Origin of the sequence: Selenomonas sp., assembly GCF_052169755.1 — a bacterium.
Taxonomy (GTDB): Bacteria; Bacillota; Negativicutes; order Selenomonadales; family Selenomonadaceae; genus Selenomonas.
Window position 1 is genome coordinate 1 of the sequence record NZ_JBQNBV010000014.1, and the last position, 25,445, is coordinate 25,445.

19 protein-coding genes are annotated in these 25,445 nt (G+C 55.8%); 14 read left to right on the forward strand and 5 right to left on the reverse strand.

Going from position 1 to position 25,445, the window contains the following annotated elements:
- A partial coding sequence (locus ACTTKG_RS02115; RefSeq protein ID WP_442672608.1) for a LysR family transcriptional regulator occupies nucleotides 1-659 on the reverse strand: 659 nt, incomplete at its 3' end.
- A gap of 631 nt (nucleotides 660-1,290) precedes the next feature.
- On the opposite strand from ACTTKG_RS02115, the gene motA reads away from it, so the two are divergent.
- From motA to ACTTKG_RS02170, 11 genes are all read left to right on the forward strand, one after another.
- Nucleotides 1,291-2,067, forward strand: coding sequence for a flagellar motor stator protein MotA (motA, locus tag ACTTKG_RS02120; RefSeq protein WP_442672609.1), 777 nt, complete (start codon nucleotides 1,291-1,293; stop codon nucleotides 2,065-2,067).
- A gap of 3 nt (nucleotides 2,068-2,070) precedes the next feature.
- Nucleotides 2,071-2,976 carry a flagellar motor protein MotB gene (locus tag ACTTKG_RS02125; RefSeq protein WP_442672610.1) on the forward strand — a complete coding sequence of 302 codons (906 nt, stop codon included), beginning with the start codon at nucleotides 2,071-2,073 and terminating at the stop codon, nucleotides 2,974-2,976.
- Between the two features lie 132 nt (nucleotides 2,977-3,108).
- Nucleotides 3,109-3,507, forward strand: a complete 399-nt coding sequence (gene acpS / locus ACTTKG_RS02130; protein WP_442672611.1) for a holo-ACP synthase — start codon at nucleotides 3,109-3,111, stop codon at nucleotides 3,505-3,507.
- Entirely contained in the window at nucleotides 3,485-5,026 is a 1,542-nt protein-coding gene (locus ACTTKG_RS02135) for an NAD(P)H-hydrate dehydratase (RefSeq protein ID WP_442672612.1), read from the forward strand. The genes acpS and ACTTKG_RS02135 overlap by 23 nt, the downstream gene beginning before the upstream one ends.
- 136 nt (nucleotides 5,027-5,162) lie before the next feature.
- Nucleotides 5,163-5,996, forward strand: a complete 834-nt coding sequence (gene cdaA, locus ACTTKG_RS02140) for a diadenylate cyclase CdaA (protein ID WP_442672613.1) — start codon at nucleotides 5,163-5,165, stop codon at nucleotides 5,994-5,996.
- Entirely contained in the window at nucleotides 5,993-6,949 is a 957-nt protein-coding gene (locus ACTTKG_RS02145) for a CdaR family protein (RefSeq protein WP_442672614.1), read from the forward strand. The genes cdaA and ACTTKG_RS02145 overlap by 4 nt, the downstream gene beginning before the upstream one ends.
- Nucleotides 6,946-8,562: an NAD(P)/FAD-dependent oxidoreductase gene (locus ACTTKG_RS02150; RefSeq protein WP_442672615.1), complete on the forward strand. Its 1,617-nt coding sequence runs from the start codon at nucleotides 6,946-6,948 to the stop codon at nucleotides 8,560-8,562. The genes ACTTKG_RS02145 and ACTTKG_RS02150 overlap by 4 nt, the downstream gene beginning before the upstream one ends.
- Nucleotides 8,563-8,598: 36 nt before the next feature.
- Nucleotides 8,599-9,948, forward strand: a complete 1,350-nt coding sequence (gene glmM, locus ACTTKG_RS02155) for a phosphoglucosamine mutase (protein ID WP_442672616.1) — start codon at nucleotides 8,599-8,601, stop codon at nucleotides 9,946-9,948.
- Complete coding sequence (locus ACTTKG_RS02160; RefSeq protein ID WP_442672617.1) at nucleotides 9,945-10,745, forward strand: sirohydrochlorin cobaltochelatase; 801 nt, start codon at nucleotides 9,945-9,947, stop codon at nucleotides 10,743-10,745. The genes glmM and ACTTKG_RS02160 overlap by 4 nt, the downstream gene beginning before the upstream one ends.
- Nucleotides 10,746-10,872: 127 nt before the next feature.
- Nucleotides 10,873-11,205 (forward strand): OadG family protein, encoded by a 333-nt coding sequence (locus ACTTKG_RS02165; RefSeq protein WP_442672618.1) that lies wholly within the window; start codon nucleotides 10,873-10,875, stop codon nucleotides 11,203-11,205.
- A gap of 27 nt (nucleotides 11,206-11,232) precedes the next feature.
- A complete protein-coding gene (locus ACTTKG_RS02170) occupies nucleotides 11,233-12,369 on the forward strand; it encodes a sodium ion-translocating decarboxylase subunit beta (protein WP_442672619.1) in 1,137 nt (378 codons plus the stop codon).
- A gap of 124 nt (nucleotides 12,370-12,493) precedes the next feature.
- Here the strand turns inward: ACTTKG_RS02170 and ACTTKG_RS02175 are convergent, their stop codons facing one another.
- Together ACTTKG_RS02175 and ACTTKG_RS02180 are read right to left on the reverse strand one after the other, a co-directional pair.
- Nucleotides 12,494-13,663: an FprA family A-type flavoprotein gene (locus ACTTKG_RS02175; RefSeq protein ID WP_442672620.1), complete on the reverse strand. Its 1,170-nt coding sequence runs from the start codon at nucleotides 13,661-13,663 to the stop codon at nucleotides 12,494-12,496.
- A gap of 144 nt (nucleotides 13,664-13,807) precedes the next feature.
- Nucleotides 13,808-15,148, reverse strand: coding sequence for an SGNH/GDSL hydrolase family protein (locus tag ACTTKG_RS02180; RefSeq protein ID WP_442672621.1), 1,341 nt, complete (start codon nucleotides 15,146-15,148; stop codon nucleotides 13,808-13,810).
- A gap of 222 nt (nucleotides 15,149-15,370) precedes the next feature.
- Here ACTTKG_RS02180 and nifJ point away from each other — a divergent pair, with 222 nt between their 5' ends.
- Nucleotides 15,371-18,895 carry a pyruvate:ferredoxin (flavodoxin) oxidoreductase gene (gene nifJ / locus ACTTKG_RS02185; RefSeq protein ID WP_442672622.1) on the forward strand — a complete coding sequence of 1,175 codons (3,525 nt, stop codon included), beginning with the start codon at nucleotides 15,371-15,373 and terminating at the stop codon, nucleotides 18,893-18,895.
- A gap of 78 nt (nucleotides 18,896-18,973) precedes the next feature.
- On the opposite strand, the gene ACTTKG_RS02190 is transcribed toward nifJ, so the two are convergent.
- The gene (locus ACTTKG_RS02190) at nucleotides 18,974-20,212 is read right to left on the reverse strand and encodes an aspartate aminotransferase family protein (protein ID WP_442672626.1); all 1,239 of its coding nucleotides are present in this window, start codon (nucleotides 20,210-20,212) and stop codon (nucleotides 18,974-18,976) included.
- Between the two features lie 66 nt (nucleotides 20,213-20,278).
- Nucleotides 20,279-22,228 (reverse strand): peptidase U32 family protein, encoded by a 1,950-nt coding sequence (locus tag ACTTKG_RS02195; RefSeq protein WP_442672623.1) that lies wholly within the window; start codon nucleotides 22,226-22,228, stop codon nucleotides 20,279-20,281.
- A 261-nt stretch (nucleotides 22,229-22,489) separates the two neighbouring features.
- Between ACTTKG_RS02195 and pheS the strand changes: the two genes are divergently transcribed.
- On the forward strand, nucleotides 22,490-23,518 hold the full coding sequence (gene pheS, locus ACTTKG_RS02200; protein ID WP_442672624.1) for a phenylalanine--tRNA ligase subunit alpha: 1,029 nt from the start codon (nucleotides 22,490-22,492) through the stop codon (nucleotides 23,516-23,518).
- 17 nt (nucleotides 23,519-23,535) lie between these two features.
- The coding region (pheT, locus tag ACTTKG_RS02205) for a phenylalanine--tRNA ligase subunit beta (protein WP_442672625.1) at nucleotides 23,536-25,445 on the forward strand (1,910 nt) is incomplete at its 3' end.

The window sequence follows — 25,445 nt, forward strand, 5'->3', positions numbered from 1 at the left end:
TCAAGCACGATGTCAGGCGTGATGCTCTCTTGTTTGAAAGTGTCGAGCAGGAGCTTTCGAAGGAAGGAGCCGTCTTTTAACATGATGAGACTTACATCTTCGATGTCATGCAGGGAGACGGATTTCTTTTTTGCAAGCGGGTGCTGTACCGGCAGGCAGGCGACGATTTGGCTTTTCGCCATAGGGAGCGTCTGCAGACTCGCCGCAGCGTTGGAGAGGATGACGATGCCGAAGTCGAGTTCGTCGCGCTCAAGCTGCTCGCGGATGCGCATGGAGCCTTCCTCGTAAAGATAGACGTCGAGGTGCGAATACTTGCGTTGGAAACTTGAAAAAATTTTGGGGAAGAGGTAGGCGCCGATCATGGACGGGATACCGATCTTGATCGTGCCTTTTTGCAGCTGTTTGTAGTCGTTGACTTCAAGAACTGCATCTTGGATATTGCGCAGGGCCAGCTCGATGCGGGTCAAGAACACGGCTCCTTCCGGCGTGAGCGACAGCTGCTTTTGACTGCGGTCAAAGAGCTGGATGCCGAGTTCCGCTTCAAGCTTTTTGATTGCGACGGTGATGTTGGGCTGTGATACGCGAAGTCTCTCGGCAGCGCGCGTGATGTTTTTTAAGCGGCTTGCCATTTGAAAGTATTCGAGCTGTCTTAATTCCATGGTTGATCGCCATCCATTCTCCAACGTCCATAAAGGTAAATTATCTTTGTTAATTATATCATACTTCAAAAACATCTATGATACAATAAGAAAAATTTATTTTTTATGATTAAAAACAGATGTATATATTCAAAAATGTTTCTTTACAGTATCTCTCATCTGGTGTAAACTGTAAAGTACAGGTTCAACGCCTATGAAGGTGCAAAAAAGCGCCGAGGGTTGATATTTTTCTGTGATTGAACGATTTTTTTGAGATTGCTGTGAGATTCTGCGGTGTTTCACTATAAGAAAGCGCATTGAGGACGGAGAGTTAACGAAAAATAGTGGCAAAGTCCTTGTGGCAGAACGTAAATTTTTTCTGTACTTATGCCGATATATAGTAGGTAATAAGCTGTAATTTGCGCTTTTTTTACATGAAGTCCGGATAGTTGCCGCGTGCCGCTTTAAATGGATTTGCATGTAGGATGAAGGACATCGAAGATGTTCCGCAAAGCTGACGAGGTCGGCTGCAAGCAAGGATGGAAACGCCGCGAATATCATCTGCATCATTTGTGAATGCTGGATGCAAGTGGGCAGACGGCGTTGCAGGAGACGCCCTGCGTCTCTGGCATTAGGGAAGAGGGGGATTTTTTTGGAAAAATCAACGCTAATCGGTCTGGTATCAGGTCTTGTCGCTATCTTCGGCGGCATGATCCTGAAGGGTGCGCCAATCAGTTCCTTGAACAATCCGGCGGCATTCATGATCATCATTCTCGGAACGTTTGCCTGTCTTTTCACGGCGTTCCGCATGGATGAGATGAAGATGCTTCCGAAGCTGATCAAGATGACGTTCAAAGCGCCGCCTTCGCATCAGAAGGGAGAGCTGCTGCAGCTCTTTATTGAGCTTTCGCAGATTGCGCGCCGCGAAGGCATCTTGGCTTTGGAAAGCCGCGTCGAGGACATCTCTGATCCGTTTTTCAAGACGGGACTCAGCATGGTCATCGACGGCATGGATCCGGACTTCGTCAGCGATGTGCTCGATGCTGAAATTTCCGTCATGCAGGAACGTCACTCCTTGGGTCGCTTGATGCTCATGCAGGCGGGAACCTACGCGCCTACGCTCGGCGTTCTCGGCGCCGTTATCGGTCTGATCGCGGCTCTGAGCAATCTGTCAGACGTCAACGTCGTCGGTCACGCCATTGCGGCTGCGTTCGTTGCGACGATCCTCGGTATTTATACGGCGTACGTTCTCTGGCTTCCTTGGGCAAACAAGCTCAAGATCATGTCGGATTCTGAAATCGGTCAGAAGCGCATGATTGTTGAGGGCATCCTGTCCTTGCAGGCAGGCGATTCGCCGACGGCTATTGAGGCGAAGCTCATGGTGTTCATACCGCAGTCGGAGCGCGATCTACTGAAGAAGGAGGCGTAAGGCATGGCGAGAAAGAAGCGGCATGCACCGCATGAAGAAGAAGCGGGCGAGGCTTGGCTGCTGCCTTATTCCGACCTCATGACGCTTCTCCTTGCTACGTTCATCGCCCTCTATGCGATGTCGGCTACGGACTCAGCTAAGATGGCGCAGATGGCACAGGCGTTCAGTGCAGCGTTTAATACGGGCGGGCCGTCGTTCTTCGATCAGATGGGACCGAGTGTGAGCCGGCGCGCCGAACGTGTGGCGACGGAGGACAAGGGAAACAGCGCCTACATTCAAGAGGCGAAGTCCTTGGAAGAGGTGAAAAAAGAGCTCGATAACTATATCAATCAGAACGGTCTGCAAGGCGAGCTGAATACGACGATGACGGATGACGGTCTGATGATACGCATCAAGGAAAAGGCGCTCTTCCCATCAGGATCTGCGGAGCTTGTGGGGGAGGCGCAGAAGATCGGACCGGTCGTCGCCGGACTTCTTGCTAAGATTCCCGAGCGCGTTGTGATTTCCGGACATACGGACAATGTGCCGATTGCTACGGCGCGTTATCCGTCGAATTGGGAGCTTAGTTCGCAGCGTGCTTTGAATTTCATGAAGTTCCTCTTTTCGAACAATGCGTCATTGAATCCGGCACGCTTCAGTTCCATTGGTTATAGTGAGTATCGCCCGATTGCTGATAATAAGACGGATGAGGGGCGTTCGCAGAATCGCCGCGTCGAGGTGCTGATCGCCAGAACATATCAGTTCAACCCCGACAGTTCAGCGACGGAAGCGGTGACGGCAAGACCCGAGCTGCCCGATGCCTCATCGGCAGGCGGTGATATGCAGCCTGTCATCACGCCGATACGCCCGACGGCGCCGGGCAACGTGCAGCAGGCACAGGAGCCTGCTCCGGCACGGCAGGAACAGTAGAATAGTGAGAGGGAAGTCGGCTTTATCTATGTATATAATAAAGTCGGCTTTTTCTATGGAATGACTGATTGCTTGAAAGCATATTGAATCCCTTGCGGCAATCAACCCTTTTGTTTTCGAGGAGATGTGTGTATGCTTCTGGGCTTGGGGACGGATATCATAGAGATCGCGCGTGTGGAAAAAGCGATTCGCCGCGAGGCTTTCCTTGCGCGTGTATTCACGAAGTCGGAACGCGCGTATTGTATGCGGCGCGGCAAAGGCTGTGCAGCGTCGTATGCGGTGCGTTGGGCAGGGAAAGAAGCGGTTTTGAAAGCGTTCGGTACGGGACTGCGGGGAGGAACACTTCTCGACATTGAGATCGTGCCCGATGCTCTCGGTGCGCCAGAGGTTCATCTTTTTGACTATTACGCGGCGCTGGCGAGGGAGCGAGGTGTGAGGCGCATACTGCTTTCTTTGAGCCATGCTAGGGAATATGCCGTTGCACAGTGTATTTTGGAGGGGGAGCAGTATGAAGATCGCTTTGGCAAATGAAATGAAAAAGATTGATAAAAGAGCCATTGAGGAGTACGGCGTGCCCGAGATCCTGTTGATGGAAAATGCGGGACGCGAAGTCGCTACCGCTTTTGAAGAATATTTGGGCGGCGTTGCGGGAAAGCGTCTTTGCATACTGGCAGGAAGCGGCAATAACGGCGGCGATGCTTTTGTTGCTGCGCGCCATTTAATGAATCATGGTGCGCAGCTCAGCATCTTTCTTGTGGGAAATCCGGCGCATTTGACAAAGAGTGCGGCGCTCAATCGTGATATCATCATCAAGATGGGGAGCGTCGTGCATGTGCTTGAAACCGAGAGGGATTGGGACAAACTGCAGGTCACGCTGCGCTTTGTCGACGGTGTCGTTGACGGTATCTTGGGCACGGGGTTTTCCGGTGGATTGCGCGATTCAGCGGCGCGTGTCGTGCGCATGGTCAATAGTCACGGTAAGCCGGTCATATCCATTGATCTGCCGACGGGTATCGAAGCGGATACGGGCTGCGCCGCACCGGAAGCGATACAGGCGGATCTCACTGTGACTTTTGGATTGCCTAAGTTCGGACACATGCTTTGTCCGGGAGAAACAGCGACAGGAAAATTGCTTGTTGATGATATCGGTATACCGAAGGCTCTGCTCGAAGATGAAGAGATTCGTCAGACATATCTCGACGAGCCGACGGTAGCGCCCATTCTTCTGCCGCGCCCACTCGATGCACATAAAGGTTCTTGCGGACGCATCCTTGTTATTGCAGGTTCGCGCGGTATGACGGGAGCAGCAGCGCTTGCCTCTGCTGCTGTTCTGAAAAGCGGTGCAGGAATTTCGGTGCTCGCTCTGCCCGAGAGTTTGCATGAGGTGATGGAGGGCAAGCTGACGGAGGTCATGACAAAGCCCCTTGCTGAAACGGCGGCGGGAGCGATTGACGTTGCTGCGACGAGCGAAGCTTTGGCGTTGGCGGAGGGGTTTGATGCGGTTCTCGTAGGTCCTGGATTGGGCAGGACGCAGGAAACGCAGACGTTTGTGCAGGATTTCTGCAGCGCTGTTAAAAAGCCCCTGATTCTTGACGCGGATGCCATCTATGCTTTCCGCGGAAAAACGGAGGCGTTTAAGAATTTCGCTTTTGTGCCGATTTTGACGCCGCATCTTGGCGAGATGGCGCACCTTTTGGAACTCAAGGTTGAAGAACTGCGTACGTCGCTTCTTGATATGACGCGTGAAGCGGCGCATGAGTACCATGCTGTTTTTGTCGTCAAGAGTGAATGCACGACGATTGTTTATCCCGATGGACAGGTTTTCATCACTTCGAAGGGCAATGCAGGTATGGCGACGGCAGGTGCGGGAGATGTGCTTGCAGGTACGATTGCCGGTCTTATGAAGCAGACCGCAGCAGGCCTTGCACCTCTTGCCGGTGTTTATATCCACGGGCTTGCCGGCGATTTGGCGGCGGATGAAAAGGGGTATGGACTCATCGCTTCGGATATTTTGGAAAATTTACCGCGCGCCCTGCGAACACTTTGTTGAGAAATGGATGTAACTTAGGTCTTTTGGGCAAATTCTTTTTTTCAAAAGGATTTCGCTGCGTACAGACAGAATAAATTTTATGACGATACGATCATTGCATCAACGATGTTGGAATGCTTTTCTAGGGGTTTTGTTTATGCCGTTCCATATTCCCATCCAATTTCAAGGGATCCTGTCAACGATCAGTTTTCTTGATATCCTCGATATTCTGATTGTGGCTCTGATCCTCTACAAACTTTATATGATGCTTCAAGATACGCGCGCCATCACTCTGGTGAAGGGGCTGCTCGTGCTCTCGGGCTTGGCGCTCGTCTGCAACTGGTTGGCATTGCATGTCATTTACTGGATTTTGCAGCAGACGCTGACGCTGCTTTTCGTTGCGCTGCCTATCGTTTTTCAGCCGGAGCTTCGCCGTACGCTTGAACATTTGGGGCAGGGACGTTTTTTCGGCAAGTCGATTTTCCTCGACGACCATGAAGCGCGTTCTCTTGTCAACGAGATCGATAAGGCGGTGATGCTGCTCTCTTCGCGTAAGATTGGCGCATTGCTCGTCTTTGAACGTGATATGGGGCTCAACGATATCAGCGCTACGGGGGTTCAGATTGATGGATTGATTACGGCAGACTTTCTCATGAATGTCTTTATCCCGAATACGCCGTTGCACGACGGTGCTGCCATCATACGCGGCAAACGTCTGATTGCGGCAGGCTGTCTTCTGCCGTTGACGGAAAATCGAACATTGAGCACGGAACTTGGCACGCGTCATCGCGCTGCCATCGGCCTTTCTGAGCAGTGCGATGCGCTCATTATCGTCGTCAGCGAGGAGACCGGGACGGTATCCGCAGCGGAGAACGGCAGGATCGTGCGCCACTTGAGTTCAGAGCATTTGAAGAGCTATCTGCGCCCCATTTTTGTTCCGAAGACGACGGGGTTCAAGGACATGGTTTTGAATTGGAGGAAGGGGAAATGATGACACGCTTGTACGCGGTTTTTCGGCGCAACCTTCCAGCGAAGCTCATTGCTCTCGCCGTTGCCATTGTTCTGTGGCTTTTCGTCATGAACGAGCAAAACCCGCAGATTGAGGGCAGTTTTACCGTTGCCGTCGATCTTCTCAATGCGCCTGAAGGCTATAAGATTACGCAGGGAGAAAAAAGCGTGAAAATCAAGGTGCGTGGCGCCCGCTCCTTTTTTGTTGCGGCGGAACCGGACGGTTTCAAGGCGTATGCCGATCTCGAAGGATTGGGGTCGGGGGAGCATAAGGTCAAGGTAAAGGTCGTTTTGCCGCAGGGATTTGAGCTTGTCGATACACAGCCCGAAACGGTTCCGGTCACGTTGGATAAGATTGTCCGGCGCTCGGTGCGCATCGACCTCATTGTGACGGGATCGGCGGCGTCCGGCTACACTGTGGGCAAGATTTCGCAGACGGCGAACACTACAATCGTCGAAGGACCTGAGTCGCGTGTGGAGGAGATTGATCGCGCCATCGGCTATATCGGTCTTTCAGGCAATCGCGATGATTTTGATTTACAGGTACCCCTTACGCCGATCAACAGCGATGGTAAAGCGGTCGAAGACGTGGAGCTTCTTTCGCGTTCGGTGGGTGTGTCCGTACAGCTTGCGCGCGGGCTTTCACGCAAGGTTGTCAGCGTGCACCCCGTAGTGGATGAAGCGCTGCCGGCAGGCTTTACTTTAGGGCAGGTTCAAGTGGATCCGGCGAAGATTGAGATCGCGGGAGAGGCTGCGGAGATCGCTAAACTGACAAGCATTGATACGGAGAAGATCACTGTTTCCGATATGAAACAGAGCGGTAAAAAGACCGTGCAGCTTGCCATTCCGGCGGGGGTCGCGATCTCTAATCGTGAGGTGACGGTTACCGTCGAATTGAAGCCGAAGGCAGAAGCGAAGGAAGCGGGCGCACCATGATACGGATCAGAAGCTGCTTTGTGCCCTTGACGGATGAGCGCTCGCTGGAGGAGATCGCGGCCGAGCGTTTAGGCGTTTCATCGGATGCAGTCCTTGAGGTGCAGATTGTGCGAAAGGCGCTTGATGCGCGTCGCTATCATGGCGCACCGCTGGCGTTTATCTATACGCTCGATGCTGCTGTCCGAGGGAATGAAAAAAAGATTTTAGCACGGATGAGGCAGGACCGTCAGATTACGCTTGCTGAGGAAGAGAAACCATTGAGTTTCACGCGCTTTGTGCCGCCGCTGAGAAGCGCTCCGCCGCCTGTTGTCGTGGGATTTGGCCCTGCGGGCATGTTTGCTGCATGGATGCTCGCGCGTGCCGGTCATGCGCCGCTTGTCCTGGAGCGCGGCTATGATGTTGATGCGCGCCATGCGGCGATCAAACGCTTTTGGCAGACGGGTGTGCTTGATCTGCGCTCTAACGTGCAGTTTGGCGAGGGCGGCGCGGGGACATTTTCTGATGGCAAGCTGACGACGCGCAGCGGCGATCCGTTAGTGCGTGAGGTGCTTGACGCCTTTGTCAGGGCGGGGGCGCCGAAGGAGATCAAGTATCTGCACAAGCCGCATGTCGGCACAGATCTTCTGCGCGGCATTGTCAAAAACATACGCGAGGAGATTCTGCGCTTGGGCGGCACGGTTCGCTTTGAAGCTCAAGTGACGGATATCGAGTTGAAAGATGACGCTTTACAGGCAGTCATCGTCAACGGAGAGGAGCGCATAAAGACGCAGGCAGCGTTTTTCGCCATAGGGCACTCGGCGCGTGACACTTACGAGATGCTTCTTTCACGCGGTCTTTTCATGGAGGCGAAGGCGTTTGCCGTGGGCGTGCGCATCGAGCATCCGCAGGACTTCATCGACCACATGCAGTACGGGATGGATGCGGGGAATGTGAAACTTCCTGCGGCGGATTACAGTTTGACTTTTCAAGACAAGGTGCGCGGCAGAGGCGCCTATTCTTTCTGTATGTGTCCGGGCGGGCAGGTCGTTGCAGCGGCGTCCGAACTTTCGCGTGTTGCGACGAATGGCATGAGCTGCTATGCGCGCGGCTCGGGTGTGGCGAACGCCGCTCTTCTCGTGCAGGTCGGTCCGAGGGATTTCGGCGGCGAGGCGCTCGCGGGGCTGGCGTTTCAACGTCGGTGTGAGAGTCTCGCCTTTCGTTTGGCAGGCGGCGACTATCGCGCACCTGTGCAGTCCATCGGCGACTTTCTAGCACATCGGAAGGGTGCGGGCGATTTCCTCGTGCAGCCGACGTATCTGCCCGGTGTACGCATTGCCGATCTGCACGAGTGTTTGCCGCGCTTCGTCACGGATACGCTTGAGGATGCGCTTTGCGCTTTTGAACGGCGTATCCCTGGGTTTGCCGCATCCGATATACCGTTGACAGGCGTCGAGACGCGCTCTTCCGCGCCGTGCCGCATGGTGCGTGAAAAGGAGAGCTTCCTGGCGCATGGGCTTTCGGGTCTATATCCGATCGGTGAGGGTGCGGGCTATGCCGGCGGCATCATGAGCGCTGCTATGGATGGTATGAAGGCTGCGCTTGCTTTTTTGACGCATAAGGATTCTATGAAATAACATTGCCGAAGAGCGAAAAGAATAGGAGAGGATTTCATGGCAAGACTTTTTGGTACGGACGGCGTTCGCGGGGAAGCAAATGCGGCGCTTCGCCCTGAGTTGGCTTATCGCCTTGGCTGGGCGGCAGCACTTTACTTTGGCGAGAAGGTGCAGGAGAATCCCTTGATTATCATCGGCCGCGACACGCGTATTTCGGGCAACCTTTTCGAGTCTGCTTTGGCGACGGGAATATGCTCTGCCGGCGGGCGTGTTGAGATTGTCGGCGTCTGCCCGACGCCCGCCGTCGCCTATCTGGCGAGGACGCATAAGGCGGCTGCGGGCATTGTCATTTCGGCATCGCACAATCCTTTTTATGACAACGGCATCAAGTTCTTCGGCGGTGACGGCTACAAGCTGCCGGATGCTGTAGAGGATGAAATCGAAAAGCTCGTGCGCCGCATAGAAGCCGGAGAAAGCCTGCCGCGTGCGACGCGTGAGAACATCGGCAGAATCAAGCGACGTAAGGAATATGTGCGCGAATACATGGATTTCGTGCAGGGGACGGCGGGCATTTCGCTCGATGGTTTGAAGGTCGTGCTTGATTGTGCAAATGGCGCTGCGTACGATTGTATGCCGCGCGTCTTGCGCCGCTTAGGCGCAGATGTGCATGTGATTCATGCGGAGCCGGATGGTGTCAATATCAATGAGGGATGCGGTTCGACGCATCTGGAAGAACTGCAAAAGACGGTGCTCGCAGATGGCGCTGACATCGGCGTTGCGCACGACGGCGACGCGGATCGCTGCCTGTGCGTGGACGAAAAGGGCGAGGTCATTGACGGCGATCATATCCTTGTCATGTGTGCTAAGGATATGATGGAGAAGGGAACGCTCGCAGGGAATACCGTCGTGACGACGGTCATGGCAAATATCGGCTTTCACAAGGCGATTGAAGAAGCGGGCGGGCGTGCGGAAATCACGAAGGTCGGCGACCGCTATGTGCTTGAAAATATGCGCGAGCATGGCTATCGGCTCGGCGGCGAGCAGTCGGGACATATTATCTTTTCCGACTTCAGTACGACGGGCGACGGACTCATCACCGCGCTGCAGGTGCTTGTCGCATTGAAGCGCACGGGCCGCAAGGCGTCGGAGCTTTCCGGGCAGATGAAGAGTTATCCGCAGCTCCTCGTCAATGTCGTTGTCGCGACGAAAGAAGGCTGGGAGGAAAACGAGGCAATTGCTTCTGCCATTCGCGCGGGTGAAAAAGAGCTTGGCAGCGATGGGCGCATTCTCGTTCGTCCTTCGGGCACGGAGCCTTTGATTCGCGTGATGGCGGAAGGCGCCGATCAAGCGCAGCTCGAAGCGATTTGCCGGCGTATTGCCGATGTCGTTAAAAAGGAGCAGGGATGATGCGCCCTGTCCTCGTATTTGTCAGCTTTGGTGTGGCGGCGCAAGAGGCGCGGCAGAAGAGTCTCGCGCCGCTCGTTTCTGAGCTGGAGATGGCGTTCCCGCGATTTTCGGTTGTTGAAGCCTATACATCTGCATTCATTCGCCGTCGGTTGAAAGCATCAGGCGTAGAGATGCCGTCTTTGGAAGAATGTTTGGCAAAGTTGTGCGGCAAGGGGGTACGAGAAGTCTATGTGCAGCCTGCTCTTCTGACGCCGGGAGAAGAGTACGAAAATAAGATACTCAAAGAAGCAGAGCCATTCTATGCGCGTTTTGCCGTGCTTCGAATCGGCGAGCCGATTTTTTTCCGCTGCGACGGTACGGAAAATGATGACATCGTACGCGGTCTTGCCGCTATCTCGTCCGAGATTGTGCCGACAAAAGACGAAGCGGCGGTTCTCATGGGGCACGGTTCGCCGCACAGACACAATCCGGTCTATGCGCTGCTGCAGCAAAGAGCGGATGAAGAGGGGAAATCTCTCTATATTGGCGTGCTTGAGGAGACGGATACGCCGAATTTCGCCACGGTTTTGGATCGTCTGCGAAAAAGCGGGAAAAAACGCGTACTGCTCGCACCGCTGCTGTTGGCGGGCGGTCGCCATGTCACCGAGGATATGGCGGGAGACGCGCCCGCTTCGTGGAAAAGTCGTCTGCAGCGCGCAGGCTTTTCCGTGCGTATCGCGATGCAGACGCTTGGAGAAAGAGCGGCATTTCGCCGTCTTTATATAGAAAAGGTACGGCATCTTATAGAGGATAACTGAGAGTTATCTCTTGTATTCGTATAATGTATTTTAAGTTTTTTGAAAATTCATCTATAATAGGAACAAGGAAACGATACACTTCCTTGCAAGACGCACATTTTTCATCTATCCAAAATGAGGTGAGTGTATGTCACAGCCAGTAACAACGAATCCCTTAATCATCATGTTGATCAACATGACCGTCGTATTCATCGTCTTGATCTCGCTGAGTTTCTTGATTCGGCTGATCCATGCCCTTGACCCGACGAAAAAGAAGGAAGAAGCGCAGGTCGTGCCCGTCGCAGAACCGATGCTGGCGCCGAGCGTCGCTCCTGAGCCGCAGCCCGAGGGTCTGCCGGCAGAAGTCGTCGCGGCGATTACGGCAGCCGTTACGCTTTGTGGTTTTTCCGGCGGGGCGATTCGTACGATTCGTCCGTTGGCGCGTGACGGTTGGAAAAATTCCGGACGTACGCTGCGCTAGGACATCGGATGCAAAGGAGGCAAAATCATGGAATTCCTCAATGCTTTTATCGTATCCCTGCAGGCCGTCTGGTTGGGGTCGGGCTTTTCGCATTTCACGATGGGCAACGCCATCATGATCCTCGTCGGTCTTGTGCTGCTGTATTTGGCATTCGCCAAGGAGTTTGAACCTCTGCTGTTGGGACCGATCGCTTTTGGCTGTATCTTAGCGAATTTTCCGGAGACGGGTTTCTTCGGTGAAGAGATGAACGTCATGAAAGCGATCAACTTCGGTATCACCTATGAGATCTTTCCGCCGCTGATCTTTCTCGGCATTGGAGCCATGACGGATTTCGGCCCGTTGATCGCCAATCCCAATACGCTCCTTCTTGGGGCGGCGGCACAGATCGGCGTATTCGTTGCTCTTGGACTTGCGATGGTCTGTGGCTTCTCCATTGAAGAGTCTGCTGCCATCGGCATTATCGGCGGCGCCGATGGACCGACGTCCATCTATTTGGCATCGAAACTTGCACCGAATCTTTTGGGAGCGATCGCCGTCGCGGCATACTCCTACATGTCGCTTGTACCGCTCATTCAGCCGCCCATTATGAAACTCTTTACGACAAAGCGGGAGCGCGAGGTCGTCATGGAGCAGCTGCGTGAAGTTTCGAAGTTTGAGAAGGTGCTTTTCCCGCTGGTTGCGACCATCTTTATCAGCTTGCTTTTGCCATCGATTGCGGCGCTTCTTGGTATGCTCATGCTCGGCAATCTCTTCCGTGAATCGGGCGTCACCGACCGCCTTTCGGATACGGCGCAAAATTCTCTGTGCAACATCATCACGATCTTTCTCGCTACAGGTACCGGTATGACGATGTCGGCGGAGCATTTCCTCACAAGGGATACGCTTCTGATCATCATGCTCGGTCTTATCGCTTTCATCGGCGGTACGGCGGGCGGCGTCATTTTCGGCAAAATTATGTACGTCGTCTCGGGGCACAAGGTCAATCCGCTGATCGGTTCTGCCGGCGTCTCCGCTGTGCCGATGGCGGCGCGCGTCAGCCAAGTCGTCGGTGCAAAGGCGAAGCCCGGCAACTTCCTCCTCATGCACGCTATGGGACCGAACGTCGCCGGTGTCATAGGCACCGCCGTAGCCGCCGGCACGATGCTCGCGATGCTCGGGCGGTAAAGAGGGAAGATCTGGAAAAGTTCATCTTGTTTTTGAAGCGGCAGGCGTTTGGCATCCTGCCGCTTTTGTCTGGGATAAAGGAAAACGCCGCTGGAATTTTTCAGCGGCGTTTTTGTGTCCTCGTTTACTTCGTCTCGATTCCTTTGACCTTCTCGCGAATCTCGTCGAGCTGCTCCTTGCTCGGTACGTTCGCGACGCGGATCATGTCGAGGCAGATGTTGCAGCCGGCGGCCTTGAGTTCGTCTTCGACGAGCTTGATGCTCTGACCGCCCCAGCCGTAAGAGCCAAAGGCGAAAGCTTCGCGTCCCTTTGGCGCGAGTCCCTTGAGGTAGCAGAGGAAGCCTGCGATGGTCGGCATCATCTGATTGTTGATGGTCGGCGAGCCGACGGCGAGGTAGCGGCTCGTCAGGACATCGACGACGATGTCGGACATGTGCGTTTTCTTGATGTCGTAATACTGCGTGGGAATGCCTTTTTCGGCAAAAGCTTCGGCGATGGTGCGCGCCATTTTTTCCGTCGAGTGCCACATGGAGTCGAATACGACGACGGCTTTCTCTTCCAACTCGCCCGCGCTCCACTTCTGATAGGCGGCGAGGATGTCGGGGATATGGGAGCGCCAGAGGCGGCCGTGCCCCGTGGCGATCATCTCGATGTCGATTCCTGCGAGCGCTTTCAAGGCTGTCTGCGCCTGTCGACCGTAGAGCATGAGGATGTTTGCATAGTACTTTTTCGCCTCTTCCATGAGGATGGCGAAGTCCACTTCATCGTCGAAGAGCTTGGATGCGGCGAGATGCTGACCGAAGGCGTCGTTCGAGAAGAGGATCTTTTCCTCAGGGCAGTAGGTGACCATGCTGTCGGGCCAATGGAGCATAGGCGTTGGCACGAACTGGAGCGTGCGCTTGCCGAGGTTCAGTACATCGCCCGCCTTGACGCCGTGATAGGGAAGATCTCCGTAGTGGGCGGTCAGTCCCTTGAAGCCGTTTGGGTCGCTCGTGTAGATTTCCGCTTTGGGGCAGAGCTTCATCATCGCGGGGATGGAGCCCGAGTGGTCGGGCTCGACATGGTTCGAGACGATAATGTCGATCTTGGCGGGGTCGATGACGGAGGCGATGCGCGAGACGAGTTCATCGCGGAACGGTTCCTTCACCGTGTCGATCAAGGTGATCTTCTCATCGAGAATGAGGTAGGCGTTGTAGCTCGAACCGCGTCCTGTCTCGTAGCCGTGAAAACTGCGCATCGACCAGTCGATGGCGCCGACCCAATAGATGCCTTTCTTGATTTCGATTGCCTGCATGTTGATAGTACCGCCTTTCTTTTGGAACGGAGCATATCCGTGTATTTTGAATCTATAATCTATATTCTATATCGGAAGAGCGATAAATACAATATATTCTCCATAATATATTCTCCATAATATATTGTCATCGCGCCCCAAAACCTACTGCGCAGGCATCTGATCGGCTTCCTGTTTCGCTTGCTGCCAAGCGCGGTTGACCGTCTGGGCGATGAGCTGCTTGCCCAGCACATCTTCATGAAGCCCGTCGAGAGCCAATTCCGTCGGCAGCAGCGGCTGGGCGGAGAATGATGCTGCTACGTCAATGTGCACCTCGGTGCGCAGGAAAGTGTTGACGAGGGAAAACTGCGTCTGCCAGTCGTCCGCCGTAGGTTCATCAAAAGCACGCGCGATGTTCTCGGGATTGATCGGCGGTAATGTGAGAAATATGGGGCGGATGTTGTTCGCGAGACAGCGTTTTTTGAGTTCATTGAGGGCAGCGATGACTTCGACGGCGCTGACACCGGCGCGCAGGCTGTTTGTACCGTTCATGATGAGGAGATAGCGTGGGTGAAAGGGCAGGACGTCTGCTTCGAAGCGATCGAGCATCGTCTCGCTCGTGTCGCCGCTCATTGAGAGATTGATCGCGGGAAAATCAAGGTAGGAGAGCCAGCTGAATTCGTGGTCGGCAGGACCGTAGGAGATGTGACCGCCGCCGTGACTGATGCTGTCGCCGAAGACCGCGATTTCCCAGCCGTCTTCGGGATCGTTGCGAAACTTCAGCACGGGAGACCAGTCGCTTGCGGGTTCGCCCGTCTCGTCGAGCGAGCGCACGCGCCAATAGAAAAATCCTGGGCCGCTGCGGGGCTTCTGGTCGTAGATTTCAGAAAGTCGCGTCGTCATTGTGTCGAGCGGTTCGGCGTCGGGATTTTCCGTTGGCTCTTCTGCGTAGAGTGCGACCTCGAAGGCATGCGCACGATAGGGGCGCACCCAGTGATAGACAGGATAGAGGAGCGGCGCCGTGAACTCGGATGAAGCGATGGGCAGCGGTACGGTCATGATGTTCGGCGTGGCGGCAGCGCTCGTATAGAGCGGCATGAGTGCGCTGAAAAGCGATACAGGCGTGCCGTCGAAGTCGAGGGCGCGTACGCGCCAGTAGAGAGGCGCACGTCCTAAAAGGTCGGCGGCGAAGAGAAAGAGCGGCGGGTTGTAGCTGTTCGCATAAACATCCTTAGAGCGCCATGCAGCTTCGGAAGAAGATGTATCGGGATAACAGTCGGTGGGCGGTTCGCGGAAAAATTCGATTTCGTAATGTGTGGCGTTGACGTTTTTCTCCCAGTTGAGAATGGGGGAAAAGGATAGGGGATGCAGTGTGGAAGTTTCCGTGATGGCGCGAAGCGGCGTCTTGGCATAGAGCGCTTCGTCTCCTTCTGAGATCGTCAAGGAGAGGAATAGGGGAAGGGATAGGACGGGCAGAAGGATTTTCAAGCGGCGAAGGTGGTGCAAGCGATTCAACTCCCAGAGCGCATGTGTTTACTGTAATAATTCCCATTATATAAAGATTTAGAAATGCAGTCAATCCATCGACGATTTTCTCCTATTTTTCCGAATTGTTCCTCATGCTGTTTATTTACAACAGGCATAGTTCGGTGTATAATAGGTCGTAGCGGGTATTACCCACATTTATGTGTTTTGTATCTTTTTATAAAGAGGGGAGCAATTCAAAACATGAGCAAAAAAATGAAGACTATGGACGGCAACACGGCTGCAGGATATATTTCCTACGCATTCACCGATGTTGCCGCCATCTACCCGATCACGCCGTCCTCGCCGATGGCGGAGCATGTGGATGCTCTGGCAGCGAAGGGTACGAAGAACATCTTCGGTCAGAAGGTGCGCGTCATTGAGATGCAGTCCGAGGCAGGTGCGGCAGGTGCTGTGCACGGCTCTTTGCAGGCAGGCGCTCTGACGACAACGTACACGGCTTCGCAGGGCTTCCTTCTGATGATCCCGAACCTTTACAAGATCGCCGGCGAACTTCTTCCCGGTGTGTTCCATGTGAGCGCCCGTGCTCTGGCGACTTCATCCCTCAATATTTTCGGCGATCAGCGCGATGTCATGGCAGCGCGTCAGACGGGCTGTGCGATGCTGTGTGAGGCGAGTGTGCAGGAGGTCATGGATCTTGCCGCTGTCGCGCATCTTGTCGCCATCAAGGGACGTGTGCCGTTCATCAACTTCTTCGACGGTTTCCGTACGTCGCATGAGATTCAGAAGATCGAGGTCATTGACTTCGCCGATCTCGCGAAGCTCGTCGACCAAGACGCCCTGAAGGAGTTCCGTGCGCGTGCGCTGAATCCGAACCATCCGGTCGTTCGCGGCACGGCGCAGAATCCGGATATTTACTTCCAGTCGCAGGAAGCCGCTAACAAGTACTACGAGGCATTGCCTGAACTTGTTGAAGAAGCTATGGCGGATCTTGCAAAAATCACGGGTCGCGAGCATCATCTCTTCGACTATCATGGTGCGAAGGATGCCGAGCGCATCATCATCGCTATGGGTTCCATCTGTCAGACGGCCGGCGAAGCCGTGGATTACCTCAACTCCAAGGGCGAAAAGGTCGGCCTGCTTTCCGTACATCTCTATCGTCCGTTCTCGCTCGAACATTTCTTCAAGTATCTGCCAAAGACGGTCAAGAAGATCGCCGTCCTCGACCGCACGAAGGAGCCGGGCGCTGTCGGCGAGCCGCTCTACCTCGACGTCAAGGCTGCATTCTACAACTCCGATATGAATCCCGTCATCGTCGGCGGCCGCTATGGTCTCGGCGGCAAGGACACGACGCCTGACCATGTCCTCTCGGTCTACGAGGAACTCAAGAAGGACGATCCGAAGCATGGCTTCACAATCGCCATCGACGATGATGTGACGCACACGTCGCTTGCAGAGTATCCCGAAGATGTCGATCTCACGCCGGAAGGCACGACGGCCTGCAAATTCTGGGGTCTTGGCTCTGACGGCACGGTCGGTGCCAATAAAAGTGCCATCAAGATCATCGGCGACAAGACTGACATGTACGCGCAGGCGTATTTCGCTTACGACTCGAAGAAGTCGGGCGGCATCACGATGTCGCATCTGCGCTTCGGCAAGTCTCCGATCAACTCGCCGTATCTCATTCACAATGCGAACTTCATTTCGTGCTCGCAGCAGTCTTATGTGACGAAGTACGATCTTCTTGCGGGTCTTAAACGCGGCGGCAAGTTCCTGCTCAATACGGTCTGGAGCGAGGAAGATCTCTCGAAGCATCTGCCTGCCTACATGAAGCGCTACATCGCGAAGAACAATATCGAGTTCTATACGGTCAATGCGGTGGAGATCGCCAAGGAACTCGGGCTCGGCGGCCGCTTCAACATGGTCATGCAGTCTGCGTTCTTCAAGCTTGCAAACATCATTCCGATCGAGACGGCTGTCAAGTACCTCAAGGATGCCGTCGTCGCATCTTACGGCAGCAAGGGTCAGAATATCGTCGATATGAATAACGGCGCGATCGACAAGGGCATCGAGGCTCTGCACCGCGTCAATGTTCCGGCGGACTGGGCGAATGCTGAAGACGAGAAGGAAGAGGCGCATGAGATTCCGGCGTTCATCACGGACATTCAGAACATCATGAACCGCCAGGAAGGCGACCGTCTCAAGGTTTCGCAGTTTGCCGAGGAAATGGTCGACGGCACGTTCCCCGTCGGCGGCGCGGCTTACGAGAAGCGCGGCACGGCGATCAACGTACCCGTCTGGAATACGGAGAAGTGCATCGGCTGCAATCAGTGCTCCTATGTCTGCCCCCATGCGACGATTCGTCCGGTGCTTACGACGGATGCCGAGAAGGATGCGGCTCCTGCCGGATTCCCCTCGAAGAAGGTCAGGACGGTCAAGGATTACAACTTCACGATCGCCGTCTCCACGATGGACTGCCTCGGCTGCGGCAACTGTGCGCAGGTCTGCCCGGCGAAGGCGCTCGACATGAAGCCGCTTGACGACAATCTCAAGGCGCAGCAGGTCTACTTCGACTATGCGGTAGACACGAAGAAGGTTGCGACGAAGAAGAATCCGATGAAGAAGGATACGGTCATCGGTTCGCAGTTCGAGAAGCCGCTGCTCGAATTCTCGGGCGCCTGCGCAGGCTGCGGCGAGACACCGTATGCGAAGCTCATCACGCAGCTTTTCGGCGACCGCATGATGATCTCGAATGCGACGGGCTGCTCGTCGATTTGGGGCGGCAGCGCACCGGCGATGCCGTATACGACGAACGAAAAGGGCTATGGTCCGGCTTGGGCGAACTCCCTCTTCGAAGACAACGCAGAGTTCGGTCTCGGCATGTTCCTCGGCGTGCGTGCAGTTCGCGACCGTATTGCGGCGGATGTCGATGCAGCGCTTGCTGACGGTAAGGGCAGCGCGGACCTCCAGGCTGCGTTGAAGGACTGGAAGGACAACATGGCAGAGGGCGAAGGCACGCGCGAGCGCGCTGACAAGCTGACGGAACTTCTCGAAAAGGAGAAGGGCACGGACGAGCTTCTGAACAAGATTTACGATGAGCGCGACTACTTCGTGAAGCGTTCGCAGTGGATCTTCGGCGGCGACGGCTGGGCTTACGATATCGGCTACGGCGGCGTCGACCATGTGCTCGCTTCGGGTGAGGACGTCAACATCTTCGTGTTCGATACGGAAGTTTATTCGAACACGGGCGGTCAGGCTTCGAAGTCCACGCCGGCGGCTGCGATTGCAGAGTTCGCTGCGACGGGTAAGAAGACAAAGAAGAAGGATCTCGGCATGATGGCGATGTCCTATGGTTACGTCTATGTCGCGCAAATCAACATGGGCGCCGACCACAACCAGGTCTTGAAGGCGATCAAGGAAGCCGAGGCTTATAAAGGACCTTCGCTCATCATCGCTTATGCGCCGTGCATCAATCACGGCATCCGCATCGGCATGGGCTGCAGCCAGGAAGAGGGCAAGCGTGCCAATGCCTGCGGTTACTGGGCGAACTATCGCTTCAATCCGCTGCTTGTCGGCACGGATAAGAATCCGTTTACACTCGATTCGAAGGAGCCGGATTTCAGCAAGTTCCAGGAGTTCCTGCAGGGCGAAGTCCGCTACGCTTCCTTGAAGCGCAGCTTCCCAGAAGCCGCCGACGCGCTCTTCGAGAAAACGGAGAGCGATGCAAGGGCAAGGATCGAAGGTTACAAGAAGCTCGCCGGCAAGTAAGAAAAGCGAGATTCGCTATACACGAAAAGGAGCTGCCGCACAACTGTGCGGCAGCTCCTTTTCGTGTATAAGCAGTTTTTACAGCTTGAATTTCACTAACACCTGTTCAAGCGCATCGAGTACGTCGTTGATATTTTCTTCCGTGATGATGAGCGGCGGCTGGAACGCCATGACGTTTCTGGCGACGCCGTTTTTGCCGACGATGAAGCCGCGATTCTTGAGCTCTTCGAGCACCAGGTCAAGCTCATCAGGGGCGGGGCTTTTGTCGCTGTGGACGAACTCGGCGCCTGTCATGAGACCGAGACCGCGAATATCGCCGATGATCGGGTGACGCCTCTGAATCTCCTTTAGACCCTTGCGCAGCTGGTTGCCGCGCGTCTCGGCATTTTCGGCGAGGCGATGTTCTTCGATGTAGTTGAGGACAGCGAGACCTGCTGTGCTCGAAACGGGGTTGCCGCCAAGGGTCGAGGCGCCGGGCTTCGTGTAGCTGTCGGCGACCTTGGCGCTCGCGATGAAGGCGGAGATGGGCTGCCCGTTGCCGAGAGCCTTGGCGACGCACATGATGTCGGGTACGACGCCTGCGTGCTCGATGGCGAACATCCTTCCTGTACGCGCAAAGCCTGTCTGCACCTCGTCGGCGATGAAGAGACCGCCGTAGGCTGAGATGATTTCTTTGACGCGCTGGAAGTATCCTTCAGGCGGCACGATGATACCGGCGTTTCCCTGAATGCTCTCGGCGATGAAGGCGGCGGGCTTGCCGCTCGTCGCCGTCCGGATGATCGTTTCGACCGCATCGGCGCAGGCAAGACCGCATTCAGGATGCGTCTTACCGAGCGGACAGCGGTAGCAGTAAGGGTTCGGTGCGAACTGGATGCCGCCGACGGGGTTCGGATCGGTGCGCCACATGCCGATGCCCGTAAGGCTCATCGTGAGCTTTGTGCGTCCGTGCAGACCGTTTCGGAGCGCGATGAACTCGCTGCTTCCCGTGTGAATGGTCGCGAGCAGCGCCGCGCCCTCCGTCGCTTCCGTGCCCGTCGAGCAGAAGAAGCTTTTCTGCAGGTCGCCGGGCGTGACCTCGGCGAGTTTTTCGGCGAGGTTCACGAAGTTTTCCGTCAAATAGATGTTGCAGACGTGCTGCAGCGTTTCGACCTGCGCGGTGACTTTCGCCGTGATCTCAGGGTTGCAGTGACCGCAGTTGATGACGGAAACGCCAGCGAAACAGTCGAGATATTTCCTGCCCTCGCTGTCGAAAAGGTACTGCATGGAACCGCGCACAATCTGACGCGGTTCTTGATAGAAGTGCCCGAGACAGGGCATGATGTACTTCTTTTTCTTTTCAAGGATGGCGTCAGCGCCGATATATTTTTTCAAACGATTACCCCCTTAGATGGAGTCTTTCGATTCGCGGAAACGATAGATGCCGATGCCGAAAGCGCGCGGGCTTTTCTCAGCAAGCGCGGCGAGCGCGGACTCATCGAAAGCCTTCTCCCCGCGCGAAAGCGCATCGAGCGCCGTGCGGTATGTATTTGTGACGAGCGCGACGAGCTCAGGAGCGTAATCCTGCGCTTCGATGCGGTAGGAGGCGATGCCGTTGAATTTCCCAAGGTACGGATAAAGACACAGATCTTTCGCGAAGTATAGATGATTGCGCCCGAACTGGTCGATGCGGATGGCATGAACCTCGCCCGCTCTGTCGCGCAGTGCGTAATGGCGGTCGAGAAATTCGGGATTCTTCAGCGGATCGTAGCTGCCCAGGGACATCTCCGGCAAATTGTGATCGAGGATCATGGATTCGTAAGAGCCGTGCACAACCGTTTCGATGGGGAGTTCCGAGGCTTCGACGAGGCTTCGGAGCTGTTCAAAAGAAAGTTCGAAGGATGATGCCGCCATGACGAGACCGTTTTCCTTGAGGAACTTCGCGGCGAGATGGTTGAAGAGGTTGAACGAGAGATCGGCCTGCACGGGCAGGTTTGTGATCGTCTGGGCAAGGCGCAGGGAGCCGAGGTTGCTGACGAGAATGCCGGCGGGCTGCAGGCGTTCAAGCGCCGCGAAGAATTGCTCAAGCTCGCCGCATTCGCGGCGCATTGTCGTGCGCGGCGTATTGACGAAGACCTTTGCGCCCGATCGATTCGCCGTTTCGATGATGGATTCGATGTCCGTGAGCCGCCACGGCTTCCGGGGACGGAAAGCTTCGCCGCCGACGTAAACGGCATCGGCGCCGCTCTTGATGGCAGCGCGTGCGCTTTCTATGTCGCCGACGCGCACCGAGAGACGGCGATGGGGAGCATTCTCGCGTGCGATGGGACGTTCCGCTTTTAAGATGTCGTCTTGAAATCCCGGCTCCTTCACCGATTCACTGAAGAAACGCGGCTCGCGCTTGCCGTCGAAGCCGATGTCGCGTGCTGTCGTAGAGCCGAGGGCGAACGTTGTCGTGAAGTCGCGCGCACGGTTGTTGAAGAGATCGTGCCAGCCCGCTTCATCGATCTGGTAGCCGAAAGGATCGGCAATGTAGCTGTCGATCGCCCGGCGATAGGTGCGTACGATGCGGCGGATAAATTCCGCCGGACGCATGCGTCCCTCGATCTTGAAAGAGTGGACGCCCGCTTGAATCAGCTCGGGGATGTTGCGATACATGCACATGTCCTTCAAGGCGAGCTTGTACGGGCCTTCGCTTTCGGCGTCCAAGACCTCGCCCGTTTCCTCGTCGATGAGTTCATACGCCCAGCGGCAGGGCTTCAGACAGCGGCCGCGATTGCCGCTCTGACCGAAGAGGACGCCCGAATGGATGCATTGACCGCTCTCGGACATGCACATGTCGCCGTGCATGAAGTATTCGACTTCGAGCCCCGTACGTTCCTTGAAGAGACTGAGCTCGGAGAGTGTCATCTCGCGCCCGACGACAATGCGCGTGATGCCGTATTCTTTGAGTTTTTCAATCGCCGCTTCGTTGTGCGTGTTCATCATGACCGAGGTATGCAGCGGTATGTCGATGCCGAGTTCCTTTTTCAGCGCAAGCACGGCGAAGTCCTGCACGAGGATCGCGTCGGGGCGAATCTCCTGCAGGTAGAGCAGATATTCGCGCAGCGCGGGAAGCTCTTCCTCACTGATGAGATTGTTCAAGGTGATATAGAGCTTGACGCCGTGTTCGTGCGTAAAGTCGACGGCTTTTTTCAGCATCTCGTTGTCGAAATTCGTATCGCCGTGGTGCATGCGCATATTGAAGTGCTTGCCGCCCAAATAGACGGCGTCCGCGCCCGCCTCGACGGCGGCGACGAGGGCGTCCCAAGTGCCTGCCGGTGCGAGAAGCTCCACGCAATTACGGGTTAATAGCATATTTTATTCTTGCTCCTTTGCTCATAATTTTTCCGTTTAACGTATAGTATACCATATTTCCAGTCTTTCTGGTGAATTTCAGTAAAAGATTTGCCTTTTCTTTGCGAGTGTAATATACTTTTATGGTAGTATTGATACAGTAACAGACGGTTGGGCGCGATGCCGCAAAGTGATTGAGGGGCGGCGACAGGAACCTTCGCCCCTTGGCGGGGGCGGAGGTTTTTGCTTTGCCGTTTTGCAGCTTGGGAGGTCATTTCATTTATGGAAGGCAAGATAGCGAAGATTCGCGAGGACGCCGTCAAAGCCATCGAATCGGCAGGCGTGACGCTCGCGGAACTCAACGACATCCGCGTCAGGGTATTTGGCAAGAAGGGTGCGCTTACGGCGATGCAACGCGGCATGGGGCAGCTCGATCCTGCGGAGAGGCCGCGTCTCGGGCAAATCGTCAATGAGGCGCGCGCGGCGATCGAAAGCGCGTTGGAGAAGAAGCGTGCGGCGCTTGCCGAAGAAGCGCTTGCCGCGAAACTTGCAGGCGAGAAGATCGACGTGACGCTTCCCGGACGGCGCGACACTCTGGGGCATCTGCATCCTCTGACGGTCACGATGGAGCGCATCAAGAGCATCTTCATGGCGATGGGCTACAGCGTCGAAGAGGGACCGGAAATCGAGCGTGACCACTACAATTTCGAGGCGCTGAATCTGCCGAAGGATCATCCGGCGCGCGATATGCAGGATTCCTTCTACATCACGGAGGACATCCTCATGCGCACGCATACCTCTCCCGTGCAGGCGCGCACGATGCAGGCGCACGAGCCGAATTCGCCGATCCGCATGATCGCGCCCGGCAGGGTCTATCGCCGCGATGATTACGATGCCACGCATTCGCCGATGTTTACGCAGGTCGAGGGTCTTGTCGTCGACGAGGGCATCCGTTTCTCCGATCTCAAGGGTACGCTCGAAGACTTTCTGCGGCAGATTTTTGATGAAAAGGCTCGCGTGCGCTTCCGTCCGAGCTTCTTTCCGTTCACCGAGCCGAGCACGGAGGTTGACATCTCGTGCGTCATGTGCCACGGCGAGGGCTGCCGCGTCTGCAAGGGCACGGGCTGGCTGGAAATCCTCGGTGCGGGTATGGTACATCCGAATGTCCTTAAGATGAGCGGCTACGATCCCGAGAAGGTCGCGGGTTTCGCCTTCGGTATGGGGGTTGAGCGCATCGCCATGCTTTCGTACGGTATCGACGATCTGCGGCTCTTCTATGACAACGATGTGCGCTTCTTGCATCAGTTCTGAGGGGGAGGAGAAATTTCATGCAGGTATCGATCGAATGGCTTCATGACTATATAGATTTCAAAGAGACGGCGGAAGAACTCGCCGACAAATACACGATGGCGGGCGTGCCCGTGGAAAATGTCGTGCGTGCGGACAGAGGACTGGACAAGGTCGTCACGGGACGCATCGAAAAGCTTGAACCGAATCCCGATTCCGACCATCTTCTCGTCTGCCGGATGAATGTCGGGCAAAAGGAACTCGTCACGATTCAGACGGGCGCGGACAACGTGCATGAAGGCGACATCGTCCCCGTCGCGCTCGTCGGCGCGCATCTGCCGAACGGCTTGAAGATTGCGAAGGGCAAACTGCGCGGCATCGTGTCGAACGGCATGCTCTGCTCCGCCGGCGAGCTGAAGCTCGATGAATCGAAGCTGACAGAGGAGAAAAAGAACGGCATCTATATCCTGCCACCCGATACGCCCGTAGGGATTCCGGTGAGCAAGGTGTTGGGACTTGACGGCGTCGTCCTGGAATTCGAGCTTACGGCGAACCGCGGCGACTGCTTCAGCGTCTTGGGGCTTGTGCGCGAAGCCGCCGTGCTCACGGGAGGCGAGGCGAAGTTCCCCGAGATTCGCGTCGAAGAAGACGACTCCGTCAAGGCTTCTGACCTCATCGAGATCGGCATAGCGGCGCCCGAGCTTTGCAGCCGCTTCTCCGCGCGCGTCCTGCAGAACGTCAAGATCGCGCCGTCGCCCGCATGGATGGCGAAGCGGCTGGAAGATGCAGGCATCCGCGCCATCAACAATGTCGTCGACGTCACGAACTTCGTCATGCTGGAACTCGGTCAGCCCATGCACGCCTACGATTGGGCGCAGATCGCGGGGAAGAAGCTCACGGCGCGGCTCGCGGCAAAGGACGAGGAGCTTCATACGCTCGACGATTCCTCGCGCCGCGCCAAGGGAACGGAACTCGTCATCGCCGATGCAGAAAAGGCCGCGGGGCTTGCGGGCGTCATGGGCGGTCTGGAATCGGAAGTCACCGACGCGACGCAGACCGTCGTCCTGGAGGCCGCCGCGTTCAACGGCGCGAGCATCCGCCGCACGAGCCGCGCCCTCGGGCTTCGCTCCGAAGCGTCGGGGCGCTTCGAGCGCGGCGTTGACGTCGCGCATACGGTGCGTGCGCTCGATCGTGCAGCGCAGCTCCTGCAGCAGATGGGCGCCTGCACGGTTTCCTCGGGCGTCGTCGACGTATATCCTGCGCCGAAAGAGCCAGTGGAAGTCACGTTCACCGCGGCGGCGGTTAATGCGCGTCTCGGCACGGAGATCGAAGGTGCGGAGATGAAGCGCATCCTCGAAAAACTCGGCTTCGCCGTGCGCGAGGAGGGCAGCTCGTACATCGCACGCGTGCCCTCGTGGCGCAGTGATGTGACCTTGATGGAGGACATCTCTGAAGAAGTCGCGCGCATCCACGGCTACGATAAGATTGCCGCTACGCGCCCGCGCGGCGAAGCCGTGCAGGGACGCCAGAGCGAACGGCTCGCATTCATCGGCCGCATCAAGGAGATTCTCACAGGACTCGGCATGACGGAAACCGTGTCCTTCAGCTTCACGCATCCGAGCACGTTCGACAAGATGCAGGTGCCGCAGGCGAGCGCCCTGCGCCGCGCCGTGCCGATCATGAACCCGCTGACGGACGAATATCCGCTCGTGCGCACGACGCTCCTTTCCAGCCTCTTGGAAAACGCACAGCGCAACTTCTCGCGCAAGAACGAAGATCTGCATCTCTTCGAGGTCGCGCCGATCTTCTTGCCGAAGGAAGTGCCCGTGACGGAGCAGCCCGAGGAAATCATGAAGCTCGCAGGGCTTCTTGCAGGCAGGCGTCATCCGATCGGCTGGAATCAGGACAATGAAGCCGTCGACTTCTACGACGTCAAGGGCGTCGTGGAAGA

Bases quoted from the DNA above. Each gene is read 5' to 3' on its own strand.
- ACTTKG_RS02145 (WP_442672614.1), top strand. From the start codon at position 5,993: ATGATGACACGCTTGTACGCGGTTTTTCGGCGCAACCTTCCAGCGAAG.
- pheS (WP_442672624.1), top strand. From the start codon at position 22,490: ATGGAAGGCAAGATAGCGAAGATTCGCGAGGACGCCGTCAAAGCCATC.
- ACTTKG_RS02160 (WP_442672617.1), top strand. From the start codon at position 9,945: ATGATGCGCCCTGTCCTCGTATTTGTCAGCTTTGGTGTGGCGGCGCAA.
- ACTTKG_RS02150 (WP_442672615.1), top strand. From the start codon at position 6,946: ATGATACGGATCAGAAGCTGCTTTGTGCCCTTGACGGATGAGCGCTCG.
- ACTTKG_RS02190 (WP_442672626.1), bottom strand. From the start codon at position 20,212: ATGCCCTGTCTCGGGCACTTCTATCAAGAACCGCGTCAGATTGTGCGC.
- ACTTKG_RS02195 (WP_442672623.1), bottom strand. From the start codon at position 22,228: ATGCTATTAACCCGTAATTGCGTGGAGCTTCTCGCACCGGCAGGCACT.
- ACTTKG_RS02125 (WP_442672610.1), top strand. From the start codon at position 2,071: ATGGCGAGAAAGAAGCGGCATGCACCGCATGAAGAAGAAGCGGGCGAG.
- cdaA (WP_442672613.1), top strand. From the start codon at position 5,163: ATGCCGTTCCATATTCCCATCCAATTTCAAGGGATCCTGTCAACGATC.
- nifJ (WP_442672622.1), top strand. From the start codon at position 15,371: ATGAGCAAAAAAATGAAGACTATGGACGGCAACACGGCTGCAGGATAT.
- ACTTKG_RS02175 (WP_442672620.1), bottom strand. From the start codon at position 13,663: ATGCAGGCAATCGAAATCAAGAAAGGCATCTATTGGGTCGGCGCCATC.
- ACTTKG_RS02165 (WP_442672618.1), top strand. From the start codon at position 10,873: ATGTCACAGCCAGTAACAACGAATCCCTTAATCATCATGTTGATCAAC.
- ACTTKG_RS02170 (WP_442672619.1), top strand. From the start codon at position 11,233: ATGGAATTCCTCAATGCTTTTATCGTATCCCTGCAGGCCGTCTGGTTG.
- ACTTKG_RS02135 (WP_442672612.1), top strand. From the start codon at position 3,485: ATGAAGATCGCTTTGGCAAATGAAATGAAAAAGATTGATAAAAGAGCC.
- glmM (WP_442672616.1), top strand. From the start codon at position 8,599: ATGGCAAGACTTTTTGGTACGGACGGCGTTCGCGGGGAAGCAAATGCG.
- acpS (WP_442672611.1), top strand. From the start codon at position 3,109: ATGCTTCTGGGCTTGGGGACGGATATCATAGAGATCGCGCGTGTGGAA.